This window comes from Allocatelliglobosispora scoriae, from assembly GCF_014204945.1.
Lineage (GTDB): Bacteria > Actinomycetota > Actinomycetes > Mycobacteriales > Micromonosporaceae > Allocatelliglobosispora > Allocatelliglobosispora scoriae.
Genome location: NZ_JACHMN010000002.1, coordinates 3,727,134 through 3,744,883, shown reverse-complemented (window position 1 = coordinate 3,744,883; position 17,750 = coordinate 3,727,134). Strand labels below are relative to the sequence as shown.

Annotated in this window: 18 protein-coding genes, 1 tRNA gene and 1 pseudogene; 10 read left to right on the top strand and 10 right to left on the bottom strand. The window is 68.7% G+C overall.

Annotation, left to right across the window (positions count from 1 at the left end):
- Positions 1-18: 18 nt before the first annotated feature.
- Positions 19-108, bottom strand: a tRNA-Ser gene (locus F4553_RS22670).
- An 86-nt stretch (positions 109-194) separates the two neighbouring features.
- On the opposite strand from F4553_RS22670, the gene deoD reads away from it, so the two are divergent.
- From deoD to F4553_RS22655, 3 genes are all read left to right on the top strand, one after another.
- Positions 195-902, top strand: coding sequence for a purine-nucleoside phosphorylase (gene deoD, locus F4553_RS22665; RefSeq protein ID WP_184839063.1), 708 nt, complete (start codon positions 195-197; stop codon positions 900-902).
- Between the two features lie 165 nt (positions 903-1,067).
- Entirely contained in the window at positions 1,068-1,694 is a 627-nt protein-coding gene (locus F4553_RS22660; protein ID WP_184839061.1) for a TetR/AcrR family transcriptional regulator, read from the top strand.
- Between the two features lie 5 nt (positions 1,695-1,699).
- Positions 1,700-2,149, top strand: a complete 450-nt coding sequence (locus F4553_RS22655; RefSeq protein ID WP_184839059.1) for an acyl-CoA thioesterase — start codon at positions 1,700-1,702, stop codon at positions 2,147-2,149.
- Here the strand turns inward: F4553_RS22655 and F4553_RS22650 are convergent.
- The 3 genes from F4553_RS22650 to F4553_RS22640 all read right to left on the bottom strand — a co-directional run bounded on the left by F4553_RS22650 (position 2,135) and on the right by F4553_RS22640 (position 3,782).
- Entirely contained in the window at positions 2,135-2,551 is a 417-nt protein-coding gene (locus F4553_RS22650) for a nucleoside deaminase (protein ID WP_184841070.1), read from the bottom strand. The genes F4553_RS22655 and F4553_RS22650 overlap by 15 nt on opposite strands.
- A 26-nt stretch (positions 2,552-2,577) precedes the next feature.
- Complete coding sequence (locus F4553_RS22645; protein ID WP_184839057.1) at positions 2,578-3,114, bottom strand: tRNA adenosine deaminase-associated protein; 537 nt, start codon at positions 3,112-3,114, stop codon at positions 2,578-2,580.
- A gap of 320 nt (positions 3,115-3,434) precedes the next feature.
- Positions 3,435-3,782: a hypothetical protein gene (locus F4553_RS22640; RefSeq protein WP_184839055.1), complete on the bottom strand. Its 348-nt coding sequence runs from the start codon at positions 3,780-3,782 to the stop codon at positions 3,435-3,437.
- 78 nt (positions 3,783-3,860) lie between these two features.
- Here F4553_RS22640 and F4553_RS22635 point away from each other — a divergent pair, with 78 nt between their 5' ends.
- Positions 3,861-4,544, top strand: coding sequence for a M23 family metallopeptidase (locus F4553_RS22635; protein WP_246466465.1), 684 nt, complete (start codon positions 3,861-3,863; stop codon positions 4,542-4,544).
- Positions 4,545-4,632: 88 nt separating this feature from the next.
- Here the strand turns inward: F4553_RS22635 and F4553_RS22630 are convergent, their stop codons facing one another.
- A complete protein-coding gene (locus F4553_RS22630; RefSeq protein ID WP_184839051.1) occupies positions 4,633-5,628 on the bottom strand; it encodes a prephenate dehydrogenase/arogenate dehydrogenase family protein in 996 nt (331 codons plus the stop codon).
- Between the two features lie 38 nt (positions 5,629-5,666).
- Here F4553_RS22630 and F4553_RS22625 point away from each other — a divergent pair, with 38 nt between their 5' ends.
- Positions 5,667-6,965 carry a hypothetical protein gene (locus tag F4553_RS22625; protein WP_184839049.1) on the top strand — a complete coding sequence of 433 codons (1,299 nt, stop codon included), beginning with the start codon at positions 5,667-5,669 and terminating at the stop codon, positions 6,963-6,965.
- A gap of 33 nt (positions 6,966-6,998) precedes the next feature.
- Here F4553_RS22625 and F4553_RS22620 read toward each other — a convergent pair whose 3' ends face one another.
- Positions 6,999-7,985, bottom strand: a complete 987-nt coding sequence (locus F4553_RS22620; RefSeq protein ID WP_184839047.1) for a hypothetical protein — start codon at positions 7,983-7,985, stop codon at positions 6,999-7,001.
- A 6-nt stretch (positions 7,986-7,991) separates the two neighbouring features.
- Positions 7,992-9,839, bottom strand: a complete 1,848-nt coding sequence (locus F4553_RS22615) for a M48 family metallopeptidase (RefSeq protein WP_184839045.1) — start codon at positions 9,837-9,839, stop codon at positions 7,992-7,994.
- A 130-nt stretch (positions 9,840-9,969) separates the two neighbouring features.
- Between F4553_RS22615 and F4553_RS22610 the strand changes: the two are divergent.
- A pseudogene (locus F4553_RS22610) lies at positions 9,970-10,737 on the top strand (PHP domain-containing protein); the annotation flags it as partial.
- Here the strand turns inward: F4553_RS22610 and F4553_RS22605 are convergent.
- Positions 10,666-11,664, bottom strand: coding sequence for a DMT family transporter (locus tag F4553_RS22605; protein WP_312875311.1), 999 nt, complete (start codon positions 11,662-11,664; stop codon positions 10,666-10,668). The pseudogene F4553_RS22610 and the gene F4553_RS22605 sit on opposite strands and share 72 nt — an antisense overlap.
- Positions 11,665-11,771: 107 nt before the next feature.
- On the opposite strand from F4553_RS22605, the gene F4553_RS22600 reads away from it, so the two are divergent.
- A complete protein-coding gene (locus F4553_RS22600) occupies positions 11,772-13,442 on the top strand; it encodes a DUF885 domain-containing protein (protein WP_184839041.1) in 1,671 nt (556 codons plus the stop codon).
- 66 nt (positions 13,443-13,508) lie between these two features.
- Here the strand turns inward: F4553_RS22600 and F4553_RS22595 are convergent, their stop codons facing one another.
- Positions 13,509-14,912 (bottom strand): DUF6114 domain-containing protein, encoded by a 1,404-nt coding sequence (locus F4553_RS22595; protein WP_184839039.1) that lies wholly within the window; start codon positions 14,910-14,912, stop codon positions 13,509-13,511.
- A 61-nt stretch (positions 14,913-14,973) separates the two neighbouring features.
- Positions 14,974-15,603 (bottom strand): DUF6230 family protein, encoded by a 630-nt coding sequence (locus F4553_RS22590; protein WP_184839037.1) that lies wholly within the window; start codon positions 15,601-15,603, stop codon positions 14,974-14,976.
- Between the two features lie 701 nt (positions 15,604-16,304).
- On the opposite strand from F4553_RS22590, the gene F4553_RS22585 reads away from it, so the two are divergent.
- The 3 genes from F4553_RS22585 (at position 16,305) to F4553_RS22575 (ending at position 17,413) form a co-directional block, all read left to right on the top strand.
- Positions 16,305-16,520 carry a winged helix-turn-helix domain-containing protein gene (locus F4553_RS22585; RefSeq protein WP_184839035.1) on the top strand — a complete coding sequence of 72 codons (216 nt, stop codon included), beginning with the start codon at positions 16,305-16,307 and terminating at the stop codon, positions 16,518-16,520.
- Between the two features lie 65 nt (positions 16,521-16,585).
- Entirely contained in the window at positions 16,586-17,140 is a 555-nt protein-coding gene (locus tag F4553_RS22580; RefSeq protein ID WP_184839033.1) for a hypothetical protein, read from the top strand.
- A 24-nt stretch (positions 17,141-17,164) separates the two neighbouring features.
- Entirely contained in the window at positions 17,165-17,413 is a 249-nt protein-coding gene (locus F4553_RS22575) for a hypothetical protein (protein WP_184839031.1), read from the top strand.
- Positions 17,414-17,750: the final 337 nt, after the last annotated feature.

The following is a 17,750-nucleotide window of genomic DNA, read 5'->3' as shown; positions in this document are numbered from 1 at the left end:
GCTGCCCGGCTCTCGGATTGGCGGTGGTGCAGGGATTTGAACCCTGGGAGGGCTCTCACCCTCACACGCTTTCGAGGCGTGCTCCTTAGGCCACTCGGACACACCACCGCCGGGTACATTACACGAGACCTGGCCCCAGATCGAAACGGCTTCCTTCGCCCCGCCGCCGGGCTCGTCGTGGAAAGATCTGGCCCATGAGTACGCACATCGGAGCCAAGCCGGGCGAGATCGCCGAACGGGTCCTCATGCCGGGAGACCCGCTCCGCGCGAAGTGGATCGCCGAGACCTTCCTCACCGATGCGAAGTGCTATTCGACGGTGCGCAACATGTTCGGGTTCACGGGCACCTACCAGGGTGTTCCGGTCTCGATTCAGGGCTCCGGGATGGGCATGCCATCGGCGTCCATCTACGCCCACGAGCTCATCAACGAGTACGGCGTGAAGACGCTGATCCGGGTCGGCTCCTGCGGGGCGCTGGCCGAATCGCTCAACCTCCGCGACGTGGTGGCCGCGATCGGGTCGTCGACGGACTCCAACATGAACCGGCAGCGGTTCGACGGTCTGATCGACTACGCACCCGTGGCCGATTTCGGGCTGCTCCGCAAGGCCGTCGAGGTCGCCGAGGCCCGGGGCATCGAGATGAAGGTCGGGCCGATCCTCGCTGCGGACGCTTTCTACACCGACCGGCCGGACCTCTACGACCGGCTCGCCGACTACGGCGTGCTGGCGGTGGAGATGGAGTCGGCGGCGCTCTACACGATCGCCGCTCGCTTCGGCGCCAAGGCGCTGACGCTGCTCACGGTGAGCGACCACATCAAGCGCGGCGAGGCCACGACGGCTCAGGAGCGCGAGCAGACCTTCTCCTCGATGGTCGAGATCGCCCTGGACACCGCGATCGCCTAGTTCTCCAACCCCCAAGATCGCCGCAACTCTTCAAGAGTTGGTCCTAGAAACCCGTTAGGACCAACTCTTGAAGAGTTGCGGCGATCTTGAGGGTGTGACGAGACCGGGTGAGACGAAGCGCACAGATATCTTTACGACCGGTCGGTCTTCTTTTAGGGTCGGCGTATGGACGGGAGATTGGCGCGGGGCGAACGTACGCGGACGGCTGTGCTCGACGAGGCTGTCGCGCTCGCCTCCGAGGTGGGCCTCGACGGCCTCTCCCTGGCCCAGCTCGCCGAGCGGCTCGGTGTCAGCAAGTCCGGCCTCTTCGCGCACTGGCGATCCAAGGAGGAGCTGCAGCTCGCCGCTGTCGCCCACGCCCGCAATCAGTGGGCCGAGCGCATCGTCCACCCGGCCCTGGCCCACCCTCGTGGCGTCCGGCGCCTCTTCGCCGTCCACGAGAGCCGACTGGAGTTCTACGCCCGGCGCACGCTGCCCGGAGGGTGTTTCTTCGCCAATGCGGAGTTCGAATACACCGGCCGCGCGCCCGAGGGCGAGGTGCGGACCGCCCTCGTCGCCGCGCTCACCGAGTGGACCACGCTGCTGGAGCGCCTCGTCACCGAAGCGGTCGAGCAGGGCGAGCTGCCCGCGACCGTCGAGCCGCGGCTCCTCGCCTTCGAGATCGACTCGGCGGGCGTGGCGGGCCTGCTGCACTCGCGCCTGATCGGCCGTGACCTCGACGACAGCCGGCGCGCGGTGCTCAACCGGCTGCGCGACCTGACAACCGACCCCACGCTGCTACCGGATAGGTGAAGACCATGACGAGCACGATGCTGGAACCCGCCGTCGAGTTCGGCAAGATCGAGCAAGCCATCATCCACTTCGACGACCTGGACGCGTCGGGGCTCATGCACAACGCCCGCTACGCCCTGGTGCTGGAGCGCGTCCTGTCGATCTACTGGGCCCGGTTCGGCTTCTCCTACGAGGGCGGCCTGCCGACCAGCAGCGATGTCGTCTCGGCGGTCCGCGAATTCTCGATCACCTATCACGTGCCGATCCGCGGCACCGGCCCGGTCGACGTGCACTTCTGGGTGGAGAAGCTCGGCGGTTCGAGCGCCGTCTACGGGTTCCGCTTCCTCTCCGCCGACCACGGCACCGTCCACGCCGAGGGGCGGCGGGTGATGGTCAAGTTCGACCCGCGTACCGGCCGGCCTGATGCCTGGACCCCCGCGGGCCGTGAGGTCGCCGCCGGTCTAGCGAAAGAATGACCGGAGCAGCGCGGCGCACTCGGCCTCCAGCACCCCGGGGTAGACCTCCGGGCGGTGGTTGAGGCGCCGGTCGCGCAGGACATCCCAGAGCGAGCCGACGGCACCCGTCTTGGGCTCCCATGCGCCGAAGACCACGGTGCCGATCCGGGCGAGGGTGATCGCACCCGCGCACATCGTGCAGGGTTCCAGGGTCACCACCAGGGTGTATCCGTCGAGGTGCGAGTCGTTGGCCGCGAGCGCGGCCCGGCGGATCGCGACGATCTCGGCGTGCGCTGTGGGGTCGACCCCGAGCTCGCGCTCGTTGTGGGCGGAGGCCACCTCGGCACCGGTCGGATCGAGCACCACCGCACCGACCGGCACGTCGTCGCCCGACCCGGCGGCCATCGCCAGCGCGCGCCGCATCCAGGTCTCATGGCGCGCGCCGCGGTTCACGCCTCCCGGAGCTCCTCGACCTCGTCGCCGCAGCCGATCGCCTGGCAGACCTCAGCCGTGACATCGGCGGGCAGCAGGCCGTCGGTGGCGCAGAGCGCGAGCAGCTTGTGCGCGGAGACGCCGAGGTCGGCGAGGAGGTCCGCGTCGCCGATCGGGGTCGCGGTCGGGTCGACCACCGGCGGATCCTCGTCGTCGTCGGCCGCGACGACGGGCTCCAGGTCGTCGAGGTCGCCGTCGATGGCGGCCTCGGTCGCCGGCTCCGTGACATCGCCGATCAGCAGCTTGCCGAGGCGGGAGTCGTCCGCATAAGCCGCGTCGGAGCCGAAGACCCGCAGGTCCTCGCCGTCGTCGAGGCGCAGCACGGTGAGGTATGCATCGTCGGCCTCGATGAAGAGCAGCGAGACCAGAGCGTCGGGATCGACATCGCGCATGAGGTCGGCGACCTGATCGACATCGGCGACGTCACTCAGGTCAAGTTCGGAGGCGGTCCAACCGGACCTGCCGCGTGTAACGGCGGCGGCAAAGTACGACACAAGCGTCAGTCCTTGGAGGTCGAACCTACATCTTCGGTGACGGTATCCGGTGAGCCGCGTAGTTTGGGGCGCTTAGGCCTTCCGTTAGTCGGCGAGTCGTCGACGCACCGCGATGAGCTCGCGGAGCCGGTCGCCACGGGCCTTCTTAGGGGCTAAACGAGTGCGGACGGCCTTCGCGTCGGCGAGCTCCGCGAGGAGCTGAATCCGCCGACGCCGGCGGTCAGGATCAAGCCGGTGGAGCGTCCACATATTCCTGAGAGTGCCCCGTGAGCTGCGGTCCCGTCAAGTCCTCGGATTCGCGCTGATCAAATCACTCACCGTCACCACATCGGCCAATCGCCAGAGTTTGCCCAGGTGGCAACGATCGCCACCGCGGTCGTCGACCAGCCGATCGCCACAGCGAGTGATATTCCGGCGGCGGCACCACGGTCCCCGAAACGTGCGAGCACGATCGCCGCAACCCACGCGAGCAAACCGCCCACCAGGGTCCACCAGGCATATCCGGCCAGATCTCCGGCGATCTGTCCGAAAGCCAACAGCCACACGCCGCCGCCGACCAGCCCCGCGAGGATCGCCCACGACCGGACCGGCGTCGGCTCGCGCAGCGTCGGCCGCCGCGGGCCCATCGGCAGCAAACCCGAGGGGGTACGCCGTACCTGGAGGCTCATGACCGAATAGTGCCATTAGTCGTTAGTGCGGATCGGTCCGACCCCCACGGCGGGGCGACGCGTGCCACCATGGCTTCCATGGCTCGCCTCGCCGCCCTCCCCCTTCTCGCCGTGCTCTGTTTCGCGGCGGGCTGCGGATCAGCACCGAGCACGGCGTACCAGCCGCCACATCCGTCCGCGAAAGCCGCGGCCAGCCCCGCCGCCGGAGCGACCCCGGCGCCCTCGGCCTCGCCGGGCAAGCCGACGGGCGCGCTGAGATTCGTCTTCCCCGTCGCCACAGGGGCCTCCTATGGGAAAACTCACTCCGAATATCCGGCGACCGACATCTTCGCCAAGTGCGGCACGGCTGTCCGGGCGGTCACCGACGGCGTGATCTTGGAGATCAACCTGGTCGACAGGTTCGACCTCAAGCACCCGACCGGCGCCACGAAGGGCGGCCTGTCGGTGTCGCTGCTCGGCGACGACGGGGTGCGCTACTACGGCTCGCACCTGCTGCGGGTGCAGACGGGCATCAAGGCGGGCGTTCGCGTGAGCGCGGGGCAGCAGCTCGGCGTCGTCGGGCACACCGGCAACGCCAGCGGCATCTGCCACCTGCACTTCGGCATCTCCGCGCCGTGCGCTCAGGTCGACGACTGGTGGATCCGCCGCGGCGTCATCTGGCCCGCGAAATACCTCGACGCGTGGCACAAGGGCCAGAACCTCTCCGCGATCAGCGAGATCACCGCCTGGCACGCCAAGCACGGCTGCCCCAAGGCCCCCTGACCCAAGATCGCCGCAACTCTTCAAGAGTTGGTCCTGAAAACCCGTTAGGACCAACTCTTGAAGAGTTGCGGCGATCTTGGGCTTCGGACTAGTCAGGGCGGGCGGGGCGGACCGCGGTGACGGTGCGGCGGTCGTCGGCCACACCGATGATCCAGCCGCCCACCCTGCCCAACCGGCCGAGGACATCGGCCTTCGCGGGAAGGTCGATCGAGTCGCCCGCCGGGGTCGGCCAGGACGATCGGGCGTCGTGACCCGGGCGCAGCCACGGGACCAGGGACTTCATCGGATCCTTCGACTCCAGCAGGGAGCCTGCGGCGTCGAGGGCGTCGAGTACCTCGTCGAGCACCGGGCGCAGGGCCGCCGCATTGCCCCCGCACATGGCGGCGATGAGTTCCGGGCGGCTGCCCGCGACCCGGGTCCCGTCGCGGAAGGAGCCGGCGGCGAGCGTACCGGCGAGGGGGTTGTCGATGACCGTGGCCGCGAGGGCGACGGCGAGCAGGTGTGGCAGGTGGCTGATGCGCGCGACGGCCCGGTCGTGCTCGTCCGCCGTGGTCGGCACGACCCGGGCACCCAGCGACGTGATCAGCGAGGCGAGCTCGAGCCAGTCGCTGAGGTTGGTCGTCTCCTCCAGGCAGAGCACCCAGGCGCACTGCGTGAAGAGGTGCGGGTCGGCGGCGGCGAAGCCGGAACGCTCGCGGCCGGCCATCGGGTGCCCGCCGACATAGCCTGCGAGCGGGTTCGCCGACCGGCTCAGGTGGGTACGCACGAGGTCGCGCACCGGGCCCTTCACCGAGGTCACGTCCGTTAACAAGCCGGTGTATCCGGCGTCGACGAGCTCGTCGAGGACGCCGGGGACGGCCGGCAGGGGCACCGCCATGATCACGAGCGAGGCGGCGTTGGCGGCATCGCGGACCGTCGAGGTGATCTGCCAGCGGGAGTCGCGCGCGGACTGCGCGGCGGCCGTCCGGGCGGTCGCCCGGGTCGCCGGGTCGGCGTCGTAGCCGAGGACGCTGTGACCTGCGGAGGCGAGGGCCCGCAGCATGGAGCCACCGATGAGGCCGAGTCCGATCACCGCGATGTCCACGGAACGCAGCCTGCCACATCGTGTCTCGTTAACGAATTATGTCGACGATCTTCCGAGCGCTGACGCTCTTCACCCTGTTCACGGCCGGTTTAGCCGGAACAACATCCGCAGCCTCCGCCGAGCCGACCGCGCCGGTGCCCGGTGCGAGCGCTCCTGTAGCCCCGGCTCCCCCGGCCCCGCCGGTCGACCCCGTGCCGGATCCCGCCGCGCCCCCCGTGGCGCCGGGCGCCGTCGTGATGCCCGACGACGTCAACCCCGAACCGGTCGAGCGGGTCGTCTCGACCCAGCCGCTCGCGATGCCGACCTTCGACGGCGAGGTGATGGCCCTGGCCACCAAGGGCAACATCCTCTATGTCGGCGGCGCCTTCACCCACGCCTACGTCGGCGGGAAGTCCGTGGCCCGGACCCGGCTCGCGGCGATCAACGTCGCCACCGGCGTACTGCTGCCATGGAAGCCCACCGCGGACGCACCCGTCCGGGCGCTCGCCGCCAACGAGGCAGCCGTCTTCATCGCGGGCGAGTTCGCCACGATCAACGGTACGAAGCGGGACTCCCTCGCCGCCGTCGACCCGACCAGCGGCAGCAACAAGGTCTTCTCCCACAAGATCTCCGGACACCCGAAGACGCTCGCCCTCACATCGCAGCGGCTCTACCTCGGCGGCTCGGTGACCAGCGTCGACGGTGTCGTCGTGCAGGGCGCTGCCGCCTTCGACCTGAGCAATGGCGCGCTCGCCAAGGGCTGGGCTCCGAAGCCCAACAAGTCCAACGTGAACTCGATCGTCATCGGCTCCGGCGGCGTCTACCTCGGCGGCTCCTTCACCAATGTCGGCAGCGTGGCGGGGACCAAGAGCCTGGCCCTGGTCGATCCGGCCACGGGTGCGGCGAAGGCGGGGTTCACGCCCGACATCGCCTACAACGTCAACGGGCTGACCCTCAACGGTGACAAGGTCTATGCGGCCGTGGCCGGGCCCGGCGGCCGGATCATGTCGGTCAACGCCGCCAACGGCGACGCGGCCTGGACGGTCACCACGGACGGCGACGTGCAGGCGGTGGCGGTGCTGGACAGCGTCATCTACTTCGGCGGCCACTACGACCGGGTCTGCAAGACGAGCAGCGTCGGCGACAAGGGGTTCTGCAACGACGGCTCCGACATCCGGATCAAGATCGCCGCGGTGAACATGGCCGGCAAGCTGCTCGGCTGGAACGCCAACGCCAACGGGGTCAAGGGCGTCACCGCGCTCATCTCCAGCCCGGGCCTCGGCATCGTCGCTGCCGGCGGCACGTTTACGCAGGTCAACGGCAAGCCGCAGCAGCGGCTCGTCATCTTCGGCCCGTGACATCGGTTCTGGGGCGCTTCCGGCCGGGGCGCCTCAGAACTTCACGAACGTCGTCAGCGCGCTCGCCACGAACGGCGTCAGGATGACGAGCCCGGCCTTCATCTCGCTGAAGGTCGTCTGATCGAGGCCGAGCAGCTTCTCCAGCTTCCCCTGGCCCTCCGCCGCGTCGACGAGCTGGTCGTGCGGGACGTTCGCGATCGAGAAGTGGCGCGCGACGAAGGTGGACGAGCGCCGCCGCAGCGTGGTCGCCGCCGGGACGTACATGGCGCCGACGATGAGCGAGCCGACCGCACCGGAGAAGATCGCCGCGTTGTTGCCCTCCTGCTCCATCCACGCCGCTCCGTTGACCGCCATCACCAGGATGACGAGCAGACCGAGCTGGTTGAGCAGGCGCGACAGCGTACGCCGAAGGTGCATCAGCAGTGACAGCTGCGCGCCGACCGAGCCGGGCAGGGGCTTGGACGCCACCCGTTCGATCCCCGCGAGGGCCGCTGCCGTGGGCAGTGCCCCGACGACCGCGATGAGCGAGATCCACCAGCCCCGCGACGTGACGACGTTGTTGCCGACGAACTGCGGTGCCACCGCGAGCAGCCCCACCGCGAGCGCGATGACGACGGCGATCGTCGGCAGGATCGTGACGATCCGAATGCGCCGGATGGCCCGGATCTCACGCCAGCGGGCGATGCCGAACCCGAAGGCCTCACCGGCGACCGCGCCGAGCACGACGGCGATCATCGCGTAGATGACCCACTTGTCGTGCCGGTCGCCGGCCGCGAGCCGGTCGGGGTTGAACCACGCGATGATCCCGGTCGCCAGTGCCCCGACCAGCAGCGCGATCAGCCGGTAGTCGCCGATCGAGCGGAGCGCCGACTCGTCCTCCACCTCGTCCGGCACCATCACCGCCGCCTCGACCGCGACGGAGGCGACCTCGCGCCCGGCGACGGAGACGGTCGCCCGGCCCACCACCACCTCGGCGTGCTCGCCCGGGTGCCGCTGCGTCGGTGCTGGTTGCTCCGTCATCTTCGATCACACCTCCGTGGTCTGCCGCAACGCCTGTAGCAGGTTGTCCCGGCTCTGCTTGGTCAGCTGGTCGCCCGTCCACGTCTCGTGCAGCGCGACGACGTTGCCGTCGTGCAGCGTAAGCGTTGCGCGCACAGGTACCTCTTTTTCGATCTTCACTGCCGCGATCTCCTCGTAGGGCAGGAAGCGATGCCGCCGCGCGAGCTCCGGAATCGGTGTGGAGCCGAGCGCCGCGTGCATCCGCTTGTTGCCCTCGTCGGAGTCACCGGCGCCAGCGAGGAAGATCAGTCCTGTGTCGAGGATGAGCAGGTCGTGCGACACCTTATCGATCTTGACGTTACCGAGGCCGCCGATCACGTCGGCACCCTTCGCCGTGGCGACCTGCTCCACGACGGCGGTCGTCTCGATCTCGATGCCGAGTTCGGCGAGGCGGATCCGCGCCTGCGGCAGGGTCTCCGCCGTGGCGGCGAGCCGGGCCAGCTCCTCGAAGTCGACGAGCTCGCCGTCGGGGCCGACGAGTTCGGCGCGCTGCGCCCACGAGTGCCGGAAGGACGCCTTGCCGCTGCGGATCGCCGCGAGGGTGATCAGCGCGTCGACCGGCTGATAGAGCAGCTCCCGCGCCTCGCGCTTGGTCTTGCCGGGGAAGAAGGGTTCGGCGATCTCACCCGCGCGGCCGGACTCGACCAGGCCGAGCACGGCGGGCAGACCGATCCGGCGGTCCTTGATGACCCTGCCCACCTGCCGGAAGATCCGGTCGGCGACCTCCTGGAGATTGGCGGTGGCGACGGCGGCGGTGAACTCCGGCCACGGCAGGACCTGCCGCCCGCCCACCTCGACGACGGCTGCCTGCAGCGTCCGGCCCAGGGAGCCCAGGTGCGGCAGCAGGTCGCCGGAGAGCCTGGTGTCGGGGTGCTGGTAGACCCTGGGCATCGCCAGGATCGCCCGGACCCGGTCCGGGATCGGCGGGTGGGTGTCCCAGACCGAACTCTCCACCTCGTGCTCCACCTCCCGCAGCTTGACCAGCTCGTCCTGTCTCGCCGCGACGAGCTCGCCGAAGCCGCCGAAGAGGTCGTCGGGGAGGAATCCGGCCTCGGCGCCGGGACCCACGTAACGCGCGAAGTAGAAGCTCCACGCGCTCTCGATGACGAGCAGCTCCCGCAGCGCGCTCGCGGCGGCCTCGTTGCCGGCCACCTTCACCGCGACGGTGTCGGCCTCGGACTCCTGCATCCGGGCGACGGCGTTGTCCACCAGGAGGTAGAGCCGGCCGTAGCCGCGGAACGCCCAGCCGATCGGGTTGCCGGTGCCGATACGCATGATCGTGCCCTGGATCGCGAGCCGCCCGCGATAGGCCACCGCGCCGAGCTTCGTGTGGTTGCCGGAGTAGTGGCCGAGCTCGTGTCCGAGCACCGAGCGGAGCTGGCTGACGGTGAGCGTCTGCAGCAGCGGCATGCCGATGTAGAGGTAGCGCTTGCCGGGGATGAGCCCCATCAGCTTCGCGTGCTCCGAGACGGCGGCGTTGACCTCGGGGATGATCCGGATCTCGTCCGGTGGGCGGGTCCCGGCTGCCGTCGCGAGCCCGCGTACCTCGGCCCAGAGCTGCGGCGCCGTGTCCGGGTGGATGACCACACCGGGCGGCGGCTCGGGCTTGAAGCGCAGCGCGTTCCAGAGCGCGGCGCCGACCGAGCCGACGAGGGCGATGATGATCCAGATGAAGATCTTGATCGCGACGGCCTGATGAACCAGCGAGTAGACCCAGACGCCGAGCCCGATCGCTATCGCGAGCTGCAGCAGCGCGACCAGATAGAACCCGCCGAGCATCACCAGGCTCAGCAGTACTCGAAGCCGTCCGACCATGGTTGTAACACCTCCCCGTGCCGCAGCCCCGCGCGCGGCCAGCGGACAGTAACGTGCGGGCCGAGCGGCGGACAACGGCCGAGCGGACACCTTCACACCGGCCCGCCGGTAGCCTCATCGCATGAGTGACCTCCGGTCGGCGATGCGCGGTGACTGCCACGCGCACACCGACGCCTCCGACGGCAGCGCGACCATCGCCGAGATGGCCGCGGCCGCCGCCGAGCTCGGGCACGACTGGCTCGTCATCACCGATCACTCACCCCGGCTGACGATCGCCAACGGGCTCAGCCCGGCCCGGCTGCGGCGCCAGCTCGATCAGATCGACGCGATCAACGCCGCGCTCGACTCCACCGGCTTCCGCCTGCTCACCGGCATCGAGGTGGACATCCTCGCGGACGGTTCGCTCGATCAGGAGCCGGAGCTGCTCGCCCGGCTCGATGTCGTGGTCGGCTCGATCCACAGTGGATTGCGCGACGACCGGGCGGTGATGACACGGCGGATGAAGACCGCGCTCGCCAACCCCCACCTGGACATCCTCGGCCACTGCACGGGACGCAAGCTGGCGGTGAAGACGGATGCCGCGCACTCGCGCTCCGGCTGGCGGCCGCCGAGCGATTTCGACGCCAAGGCGGTCTTCGCCACCGCCGTCCGCCACGACAAGGCCATCGAGATCAACTGCCGCCCGGACCGGCGCGATCCGCCGACCGCACTGCTGGCGGCGGCCGCTCAGGTGCCCGGGCTGCGCTTCGCGATCGACACCGACTCGCACGCCACCGATCAGCTCGCCTGGCAGGCCCTCGGCTGCGAGCGGGCCGAGAACGCCGGGCTAACCGCGGACCGGATCATCAACACGTGGTCGGCCGAGGAGCTGCTGGCCTGGACGGCGTCGCACGCTTGAGAAGACCCCCTGTGCATAGGCGACGCCGACGAGCACGATCGCCGCGCCGACCGGCTGGTTCCAGGTGAAGGTCTCGGACATCACCGTGACACCGAGGATCGTCGCGACGACCGGGATCAGATAGGTCACGAAGGCCGTCGTCGACGCGCCCTTGACCTCGATGACCCGCATGTTCAGCGCGAAGGCGATGCCGCTGCCGAAGATGCCGAGCACAGCGACCGAGGCGAGCACGCCCCAGGAGAGGTCGGCGGGGGCGGGCGGCGGCCCGGCGATGAGGGGTGACACCACGATGAGCACCACCGACGCCACGATGAGCTGGCAGGCCGCGAAGGCGACCCCGGAGACCGGTCGGCCGCCGTCGGTGCGGCCGGAGACGAAGCGCTTCAGATAGGGGATGGAGAAGCCGTAACAGATCGCCGCCGCCGCGCACATCGCCTGCCCGGTGAGGGAGGCATCGCCCTGGATGTGCCAGAAGCCGAGCACCGTCGCGACGCCGACGAAGCCGACACCGAGCCCGATCGCCTTACGCGCGGAGAAGGTCTCCGTGCGATAGATGAGGACGGCGATCGGGAGCACCCAGAGCGCCGTCGTCGCATTCCAGATGCCGGCGACGACGCTGGGGATGCGCTGCTCGCCATAGGAGAAGAGGGTGAAGGGGATGACGGTGCCGACCACTCCCGGCACGATCATGTGCGCCCACAGCCGGGGATCGCGCGGCAGCCGGTCCCGGGTGACCAGCAGGATCAGGACCAGCGCCAGCGCACCGGCGACGACTCGCCCGGCCGCGACATAGGTCGGGTGCAGCCCGCCGTCCACGGCGATCTTGATGAAGACGAAGCTGGCCCCCCAGATCACCGCGTTGCTGAGAAACGCGGGGAGCCAGGCCGACAGGGCGGGCGTGGTGTCAGGAGCGGAAGGGGCCTTCACTCCTGACACTCTGCCAGAAGCAACCGGCGAAATCTCGCGGGTTTCGGCCGCCGAAAGCCGCTGAAAGTAGTCGGCGAGGTGTCGTCCCCGTCACGTAAGGTCGCTCCATGGGACGAGTAGATGACCTTGCCAACCGTTATGTGGAGGAGTGGGCGCCGCTGAGCCCTTCCGGCGCCACCTTCCTCGGGATCAGCGGTTATGACGACAAGCTTGATGATTTGTCGGTGGACGGCTATGCCGCCGGGGTCGATCTCAATCGGCGGACTCTGGCGCAGCTCCACGCCATCGACCCGGTCGACGACCAGGAGTTCGTGGCCAAGGAGGCGATGATCGAGCGGCTGGAGATCGGTGTCGCCCGCTTCGACGCCGGTGAGGCGACGAGCGAGGTCAACGTCATCGCCAGCGCGCTGCACGACCTGCGCATGGTCTTCGACCTGATGCCGAGCGAGGGCGAGGAGGCGATCGCCAACATCGCCTCGCGGCTCTCGCAGTTCCCCCGCGCCCTCACTCAGTACAAGGCGACGCTGCTCCAGGCCGCCGCCGAGGGGCACGTCAGTGCGCAGCGCCAGATCGTCGAGGTCGCCAAGCAGTGCGAGATCTGGACCAGCGCTGACGGCGACGACTTCTATCGCGGGTTGGCCAGGCGGCTCGACGCCGACGGCGCCCTGCGCGCGACGCTCGACGAGGCGGCCGAGGTCGCCAACACCGCCACCGCCGAGTTCGGCAAATTCCTCCGCGACGAGCTCGCGCCGCAGGGACGGCCCAAGGAGGCGGCGGGCCGCGAGCGCTACGCACTCGCCTCCCAGTATTTCCTCGGTGCGAAGATCGACCTCGACGAGACCTACGCGTGGGGCTTCGAGGAGCTGCACCGGCTGGAGACCGAGATGCGTGCCGTCTCGGCCCAGATCGCCGGGCCCGGCGCGAGCATCGACGACGCGGTCGCGAAGCTCGACGCGGACCCGCGTTACCGGATCTCCGGCAAGGAGAATTTCCGCGCCTGGATGCAGGAGCTGGGCACGACCGCGATCAACGAGCTCAACGGCACCCACTTCGACATCCCGGAGCAGGTCCGCATCATCGAGGCCCGCATCGCGCCGACCAGCGACGGCGGCATCTACTACACCGGGCCGAGCGAGGACTTCTCCCGCCCGGGCCGGATGTGGTGGGCGGTGCCGCAGGGCATCGACGACTTCTCCACCTGGCGCGAGGTGACCACGGTCTACCACGAGGGCGTTCCGGGCCACCACCTCCAGGTCGCGCAGACCGCCGTCCGGTCCGAGCTGCTCAACCGCTGGCAGCGGCTGCTCGCATGGTCCTCCGGGCACGGCGAGGGCTGGGCGCTCTACGCCGAGCGGCTCATGGATGAGCTGGGCTACCTGTCCGACCCCGCCGACAAGCTGGGCATGCTCGACGGGCAGGCGTTCCGGGCCACCCGCGTCATCATCGACATCGGCATGCACCTGGAGCTTGAGATCCCGCGCGACAACCCGTTCGGGTTCCACCCGGGCGAGCGCTGGACCCCGGAGCTGGGCTGGGAGTTCGCCCGGGCGCACTGCCGCCTGACCGATGAGGCGCTGCGCTTCGAGCTCAGCCGCTATCTGGGCTGGCCCGGGCAGGCCCCGGCATACAAGGTCGGCGAGCGGATCTGGCTCCAGGCCCGCGAGGACGCCAAGGTCCGCAAGGGCGCCGACTTCGACCTGAAGAAGTTCCACAGCGACGCGCTCAACCTCGGCAGCCTCGGGCTGGACCCGCTGCGCAAGGCGCTGGCCAGGATCTAGGCACCAATTCGACGAACGGCCCGCCCGATGATCGGGCGGGCCGTTCGCGTGGGAGCGGGTGTCTGTTCAGACCGCGACGAGCTTCATCGTCAGCTTCGGCTTCGCCGTCAGCACATCCGTCGTGACCAGCACGAGCTGGATGTCGGGGTTGGTGAAGAAGACGATCGGGAGCGGGATCGGTGGCGGCGGAGCGGTCGGCGTGTAATCCACCGGGATCAGGCCGAACAGGTTGCCCCGAAACCGGTTGGTGTAGAAGACCACGTTCTGCTTGACCGTCAGTTCCGCCGTCGACTGGAGCACGTCCCGGGCGCCACCATGAATCCGCAGCTTGAAGTCGTCGGTGGTCGACGAGTTCATGGTGAACTTCAGCACCGTGACGGCGCCGTCGGCGGTCGGCAGATCGACGATGCCCTGGAAGTTCAGGTTGATCATCGTCACCCGCGACCCGGTCATCTGGCCGGGCCGCAGGGCCACGTCGAGCTGGCCCGCGTCGGCCTGGAGACGCTTGGCCCTGTTGACCGTCGGGCTGGGGCACGGGTTCTGCGGGGATGCCGAACCTCCGGGCGTCGGCTTCGTCGGCGAGGTGGTCGGCTTCGTCGGCGTGGGCTTCGGCGCGGTGCTGGGGCTCGGACTCGCCTTCTTCTTGCCCCCCAGCAGGCCGCCGAGTGCGTCGAGGATGTCGCCGATGATTCCGCCGCCCTGCGTCGGGGACGGCGCGGCCGTGGTGGGTGAAGGCGTCTTCACCTTGCGGGCCGTCGGGCTCGTTGTCGCCTCGGCTGTACGCCGGGGAGCGGTGCACCCCTCCGCCGCGGCCGGTGACTGTGTTTGCAGTGCGACTGCGCCCGTGATGACCAGGGCCACCGGCAAAATGATCACCGAGAGGAGCCGAGGACTGCGTCGGGGCAGCTCAGGGTCGTGCTCGTCGGGTGCGACCGGGCGCTGCTGCGGGACCGCGGGCGGAGAGGCCGACCGCAGACTCCCCGCCGACGCCCCGTCGAGCAGCTCGTCCATGGACCCGTCGGACGCGGCGTGCCGGCCCGTCGGACCCTCGTCGTCGCTCTCGTCGTCCGGCGTCTCCGCCTCGGGCGAGGCGGGCGGCTGCGCGGGCGACCAGGCGAAGATGAGCGCCCCGCCGATGATCCCGAGCAGCATGCCGATGAAGAAGCCGCCGAAGTTGAGGCCGACGAACGAGTAGACCGCGACGACGACGGTGATCACGCCGTAGAAGTGCCGCTGGGCGGGGGTGGCCCAGCCCAGGATGCCGGCGAGGACGAGCATCAGCGGGATCAGGATCGACTGGAAGCCCTCCATGCCGATCTTGATTTCGAGGCCTTCGAGCGACTGGGTGGTCGCGAAGAGCTCGAGACCGGCCAGGATCGCGAGGAGGCCGCCCCAGAACGGGCGCCCTCGCCGCCAGCGGCGAAAGGCCTGCCAAGCGCGGCTTCCCGCGGAAGATTCGGCCGTTGTCACGTGGTCCTCCTGGATGGGGGTGCCCGGTGGGGCTCGCCGCGGCGGGCCCCACCGGCTGACGTCAGTTGAGGTCGGAGTCCGCGAAGCACTCCGTGCCCGGCTGAACACTCATGGAGAGACCGACGAGCTTGAACGTGCCGGCGTGGGTGCTGAAGGCACGCTGCTTGACGTTGTTGAGGTCGGCGCTGTCGGCCTGCTGGCCGAAGCCCTCGGTCGAACCGTGGTCGCCGTCGGCGCCCTTGCTGAGCTTGCCCGCGTCCACACCGATGTCGATGTTGTGGAAGGTGGCGTCCGCGACCAGGTAGTCCATGCCGATGATGAGGTTGTCGGCGGTGGCCGGCTTACCGGCCTCGCGACCGGCGCGGATCACCATGGTGAGGGGCAGGCCGGGGAACTTCACCGACTGGCACAGGTTGGTGATGTCGGCGTGGTTGATGGAGGCGGCCGCCACCGGGATCTTCGTGCCGTCCGGCTTCACCACGGCCGAGCCGTACTGGGCGAAGCCTTCGGCGTGCAGCTTGGTCGCCGAGATCTTGAAGCTGGAGCCGGAGACGTTGACCGCCACCGGCACCGCACCGTTGGCCACACCGGCCAGAAGGCCGCCGACGGCTACCGTCGCCGGTACGACGACGGCTGCGAACCGTCGCCATCTGGTGCGGCCCTGCACCAGATCGCCTTTCGAGTCCTGCACGGGTCCTCCTCGAATGGGGTGCGCCGGCTGCGGCACGGCGCTTTGTGACAGGCATGTTTCCGCCTTGCGACGTACCTCACAAGACCTAAGCTACTGGCGAGTTAACCAAAGAAAGTACAAGGGCCGTTTAGTGTCACTCGCGGTAACGGTCATCGGGGGAGACCCGGTGACGTAGGCCCCAGAATCGGGCGCGATTCTCACTCTGCGTAGAAGATGGCCGATCTGTAACATTTTGATAACACCACGGCGGCCATCCCCCGTCCGATGGACGAAATCTGCGGTGGGGAGCGTGAGGGGACGGTGGTCCGGCGGGGACGCCAACCCCGCCTCCGCCGGACCACCCGACCAGGCCGACCCCGGAAGCGACCCATCCGCGGCCTGGCCGTCAGGTCCCCGGCCGGCGCGGAGGCAGGCACCGTGGCGCCAACCTGGTCGACGGGTGCCAGGTCGGCTGCACTGCGGCACGCAAGCTGCCTGAGGCACCCACGACGGCCGGGGTGACCACCCTCCGCAGTGCGGTGCTTCAGGCGATCGTAAGTGATGATAGGAGGTGGGATCTCCCTACGTCCAGATGCTTTGAGCAGATTTTTGGTGCGTGTATTTATTTTGATGTCTATCTATCTGGTTCGTACATTTTTGGTAGTTGATAGAACGTGAGTGGCGGTGATCTACTACTGAGGCCAGCGACCCGGGAGTGGAAGATGACAGCAAAATACGTCAGGTTGGCCGACAGCATCAGAGACCAGATCAATTCTGGCGAACTGCGCCCCGGCGACCGCCTGCCATCGATCTCGCAGCTACGCGAGGAGTTCGGCATCAGCTATGGATCCGTTCGCGGAGCGATGCTGGTGCTGAAGGCAGAGGGACTGATCGAGGGGCGGCAGGGCGAGGCGGTCTACGTCAAGGAGCGGGCCTGATCAGGTTGTGAACGTTTCGTATCGGCCGCACCGCCGATGACGAGACACGCCGTTACGCTCCCGGCGTGACCCCCAGACACCTCGAACGACGCATCCGGATCTGGCTGATCCTCTTCATCATCGGGCTGGCCGTCGCCGGCCTCACGGCGTTTCCCCTGGAGTTCGAACTCCGCTGGCTCGTGCGCTCCCTGCACGGCTGGGCCTCGCCGGTCGCCGATGCGATCCCGTCGCTTCAGAGGTGGCTGGAGCATGTCCAGACCGGGCTGAGCGAGAGCTACGCCAAATACCCGTTCCTCGCCTACGGCACCGACTGGCTCGCCTTCGCGCACCTCGTCATCGCCATCGCGTTCTGGGGGCCGCTGCGCGACCCGGTCCGCAACATCTGGGTCATCGAGTTCGGGATGATCGCCTGCGTCGCGGTCATCCCGGCCGTGCTGATCTGCGGCGTCGTCCGCGACATCCCCTGGGGCTGGCAGCTCGTCGACATGTCCTTCGGCGTCTTCGGCATCATTCCGCTCTATCTCGTACGCCGTTTGATCAAACGCTTGGAAGTGTTGCGGGAATCAGCGATGATGGCTCCAGCGGTCGAACAGGTGTCGCACTCAGGGCTTGCCTCATAGTCGAACAGGTGTACGATCGCCGTCATGGAGCTGGTGGAGCACAGGTGGCATTGTGGGGCCAGCGGTTGGATTCTGCGGGATGTCTTCCTGCGCTCCAACCCAGAAGCTGGCCAGTGGGAAGTGGAAGAGCGCGTTCCGATCGGTCGCGGTGGCCTCACCCGCTCGACCGTCCGGGAGTTCGCGACCGAAGACGAAGCGTGGCGCATCCTCAACGGACTCACCGCGATCGGCACATGGCAGAGCCTCGGTGTCGATCGTTACAGCTATAGCTAGACGTGTTACCCGGGGTCGTTCCGGGGGGAATGTGATGGCCGGTCTCCACGCGGGGACCGGCCATCACATTGTCACGGCTGGACATGGAGAAGGGCCGATCCCCATTGCTGGAAACCGGCCCTTGACCTGCTGGTGCGCCCGAAGGGACTCGAACCCCTAACCTTCTGATCCGTAGACCCGTCCTAGTCGATCAGCGGGACAGGTGGAGGGGTCGCAGGCTCGGTCTGGTCGTGTACCGCGTAGCTCGCGGAAGCACCTTGCTGGGGTCACGCGGGGGTCAGGTTTTTTAGCGTGATAGGCGTACCTGTTCCCCGTCTGCCGTCGGCCCGCACACCGT

What these genes read in the sequence shown, in the direction of transcription:
- deoD (WP_184839063.1), top strand. Translation starts at nt 195, where the DNA reads ATGAGTACGCACATCGGAGCCAAGCCGGGCGAGATCGCCGAACGGGTC.
- F4553_RS22660 (WP_184839061.1), top strand. Translation starts at nt 1,068, where the DNA reads ATGGACGGGAGATTGGCGCGGGGCGAACGTACGCGGACGGCTGTGCTC.
- F4553_RS22655 (WP_184839059.1), top strand. Translation starts at nt 1,700, where the DNA reads ATGACGAGCACGATGCTGGAACCCGCCGTCGAGTTCGGCAAGATCGAG.
- F4553_RS22650 (WP_184841070.1), bottom strand. Translation starts at nt 2,551, where the DNA reads ATGCGGCGCGCGCTGGCGATGGCCGCCGGGTCGGGCGACGACGTGCCG.
- F4553_RS22640 (WP_184839055.1), bottom strand. Translation starts at nt 3,782, where the DNA reads ATGAGCCTCCAGGTACGGCGTACCCCCTCGGGTTTGCTGCCGATGGGC.
- F4553_RS22635 (WP_246466465.1), top strand. Translation starts at nt 3,861, where the DNA reads ATGGCTCGCCTCGCCGCCCTCCCCCTTCTCGCCGTGCTCTGTTTCGCG.
- F4553_RS22625 (WP_184839049.1), top strand. Translation starts at nt 5,667, where the DNA reads ATGTCGACGATCTTCCGAGCGCTGACGCTCTTCACCCTGTTCACGGCC.
- F4553_RS22620 (WP_184839047.1), bottom strand. Translation starts at nt 7,985, where the DNA reads ATGACGGAGCAACCAGCACCGACGCAGCGGCACCCGGGCGAGCACGCC.
- F4553_RS22615 (WP_184839045.1), bottom strand. Translation starts at nt 9,839, where the DNA reads ATGGTCGGACGGCTTCGAGTACTGCTGAGCCTGGTGATGCTCGGCGGG.
- F4553_RS22600 (WP_184839041.1), top strand. Translation starts at nt 11,772, where the DNA reads ATGGGACGAGTAGATGACCTTGCCAACCGTTATGTGGAGGAGTGGGCG.
- F4553_RS22585 (WP_184839035.1), top strand. Translation starts at nt 16,305, where the DNA reads ATGACAGCAAAATACGTCAGGTTGGCCGACAGCATCAGAGACCAGATC.
- F4553_RS22575 (WP_184839031.1), top strand. Translation starts at nt 17,165, where the DNA reads ATGGAGCTGGTGGAGCACAGGTGGCATTGTGGGGCCAGCGGTTGGATT.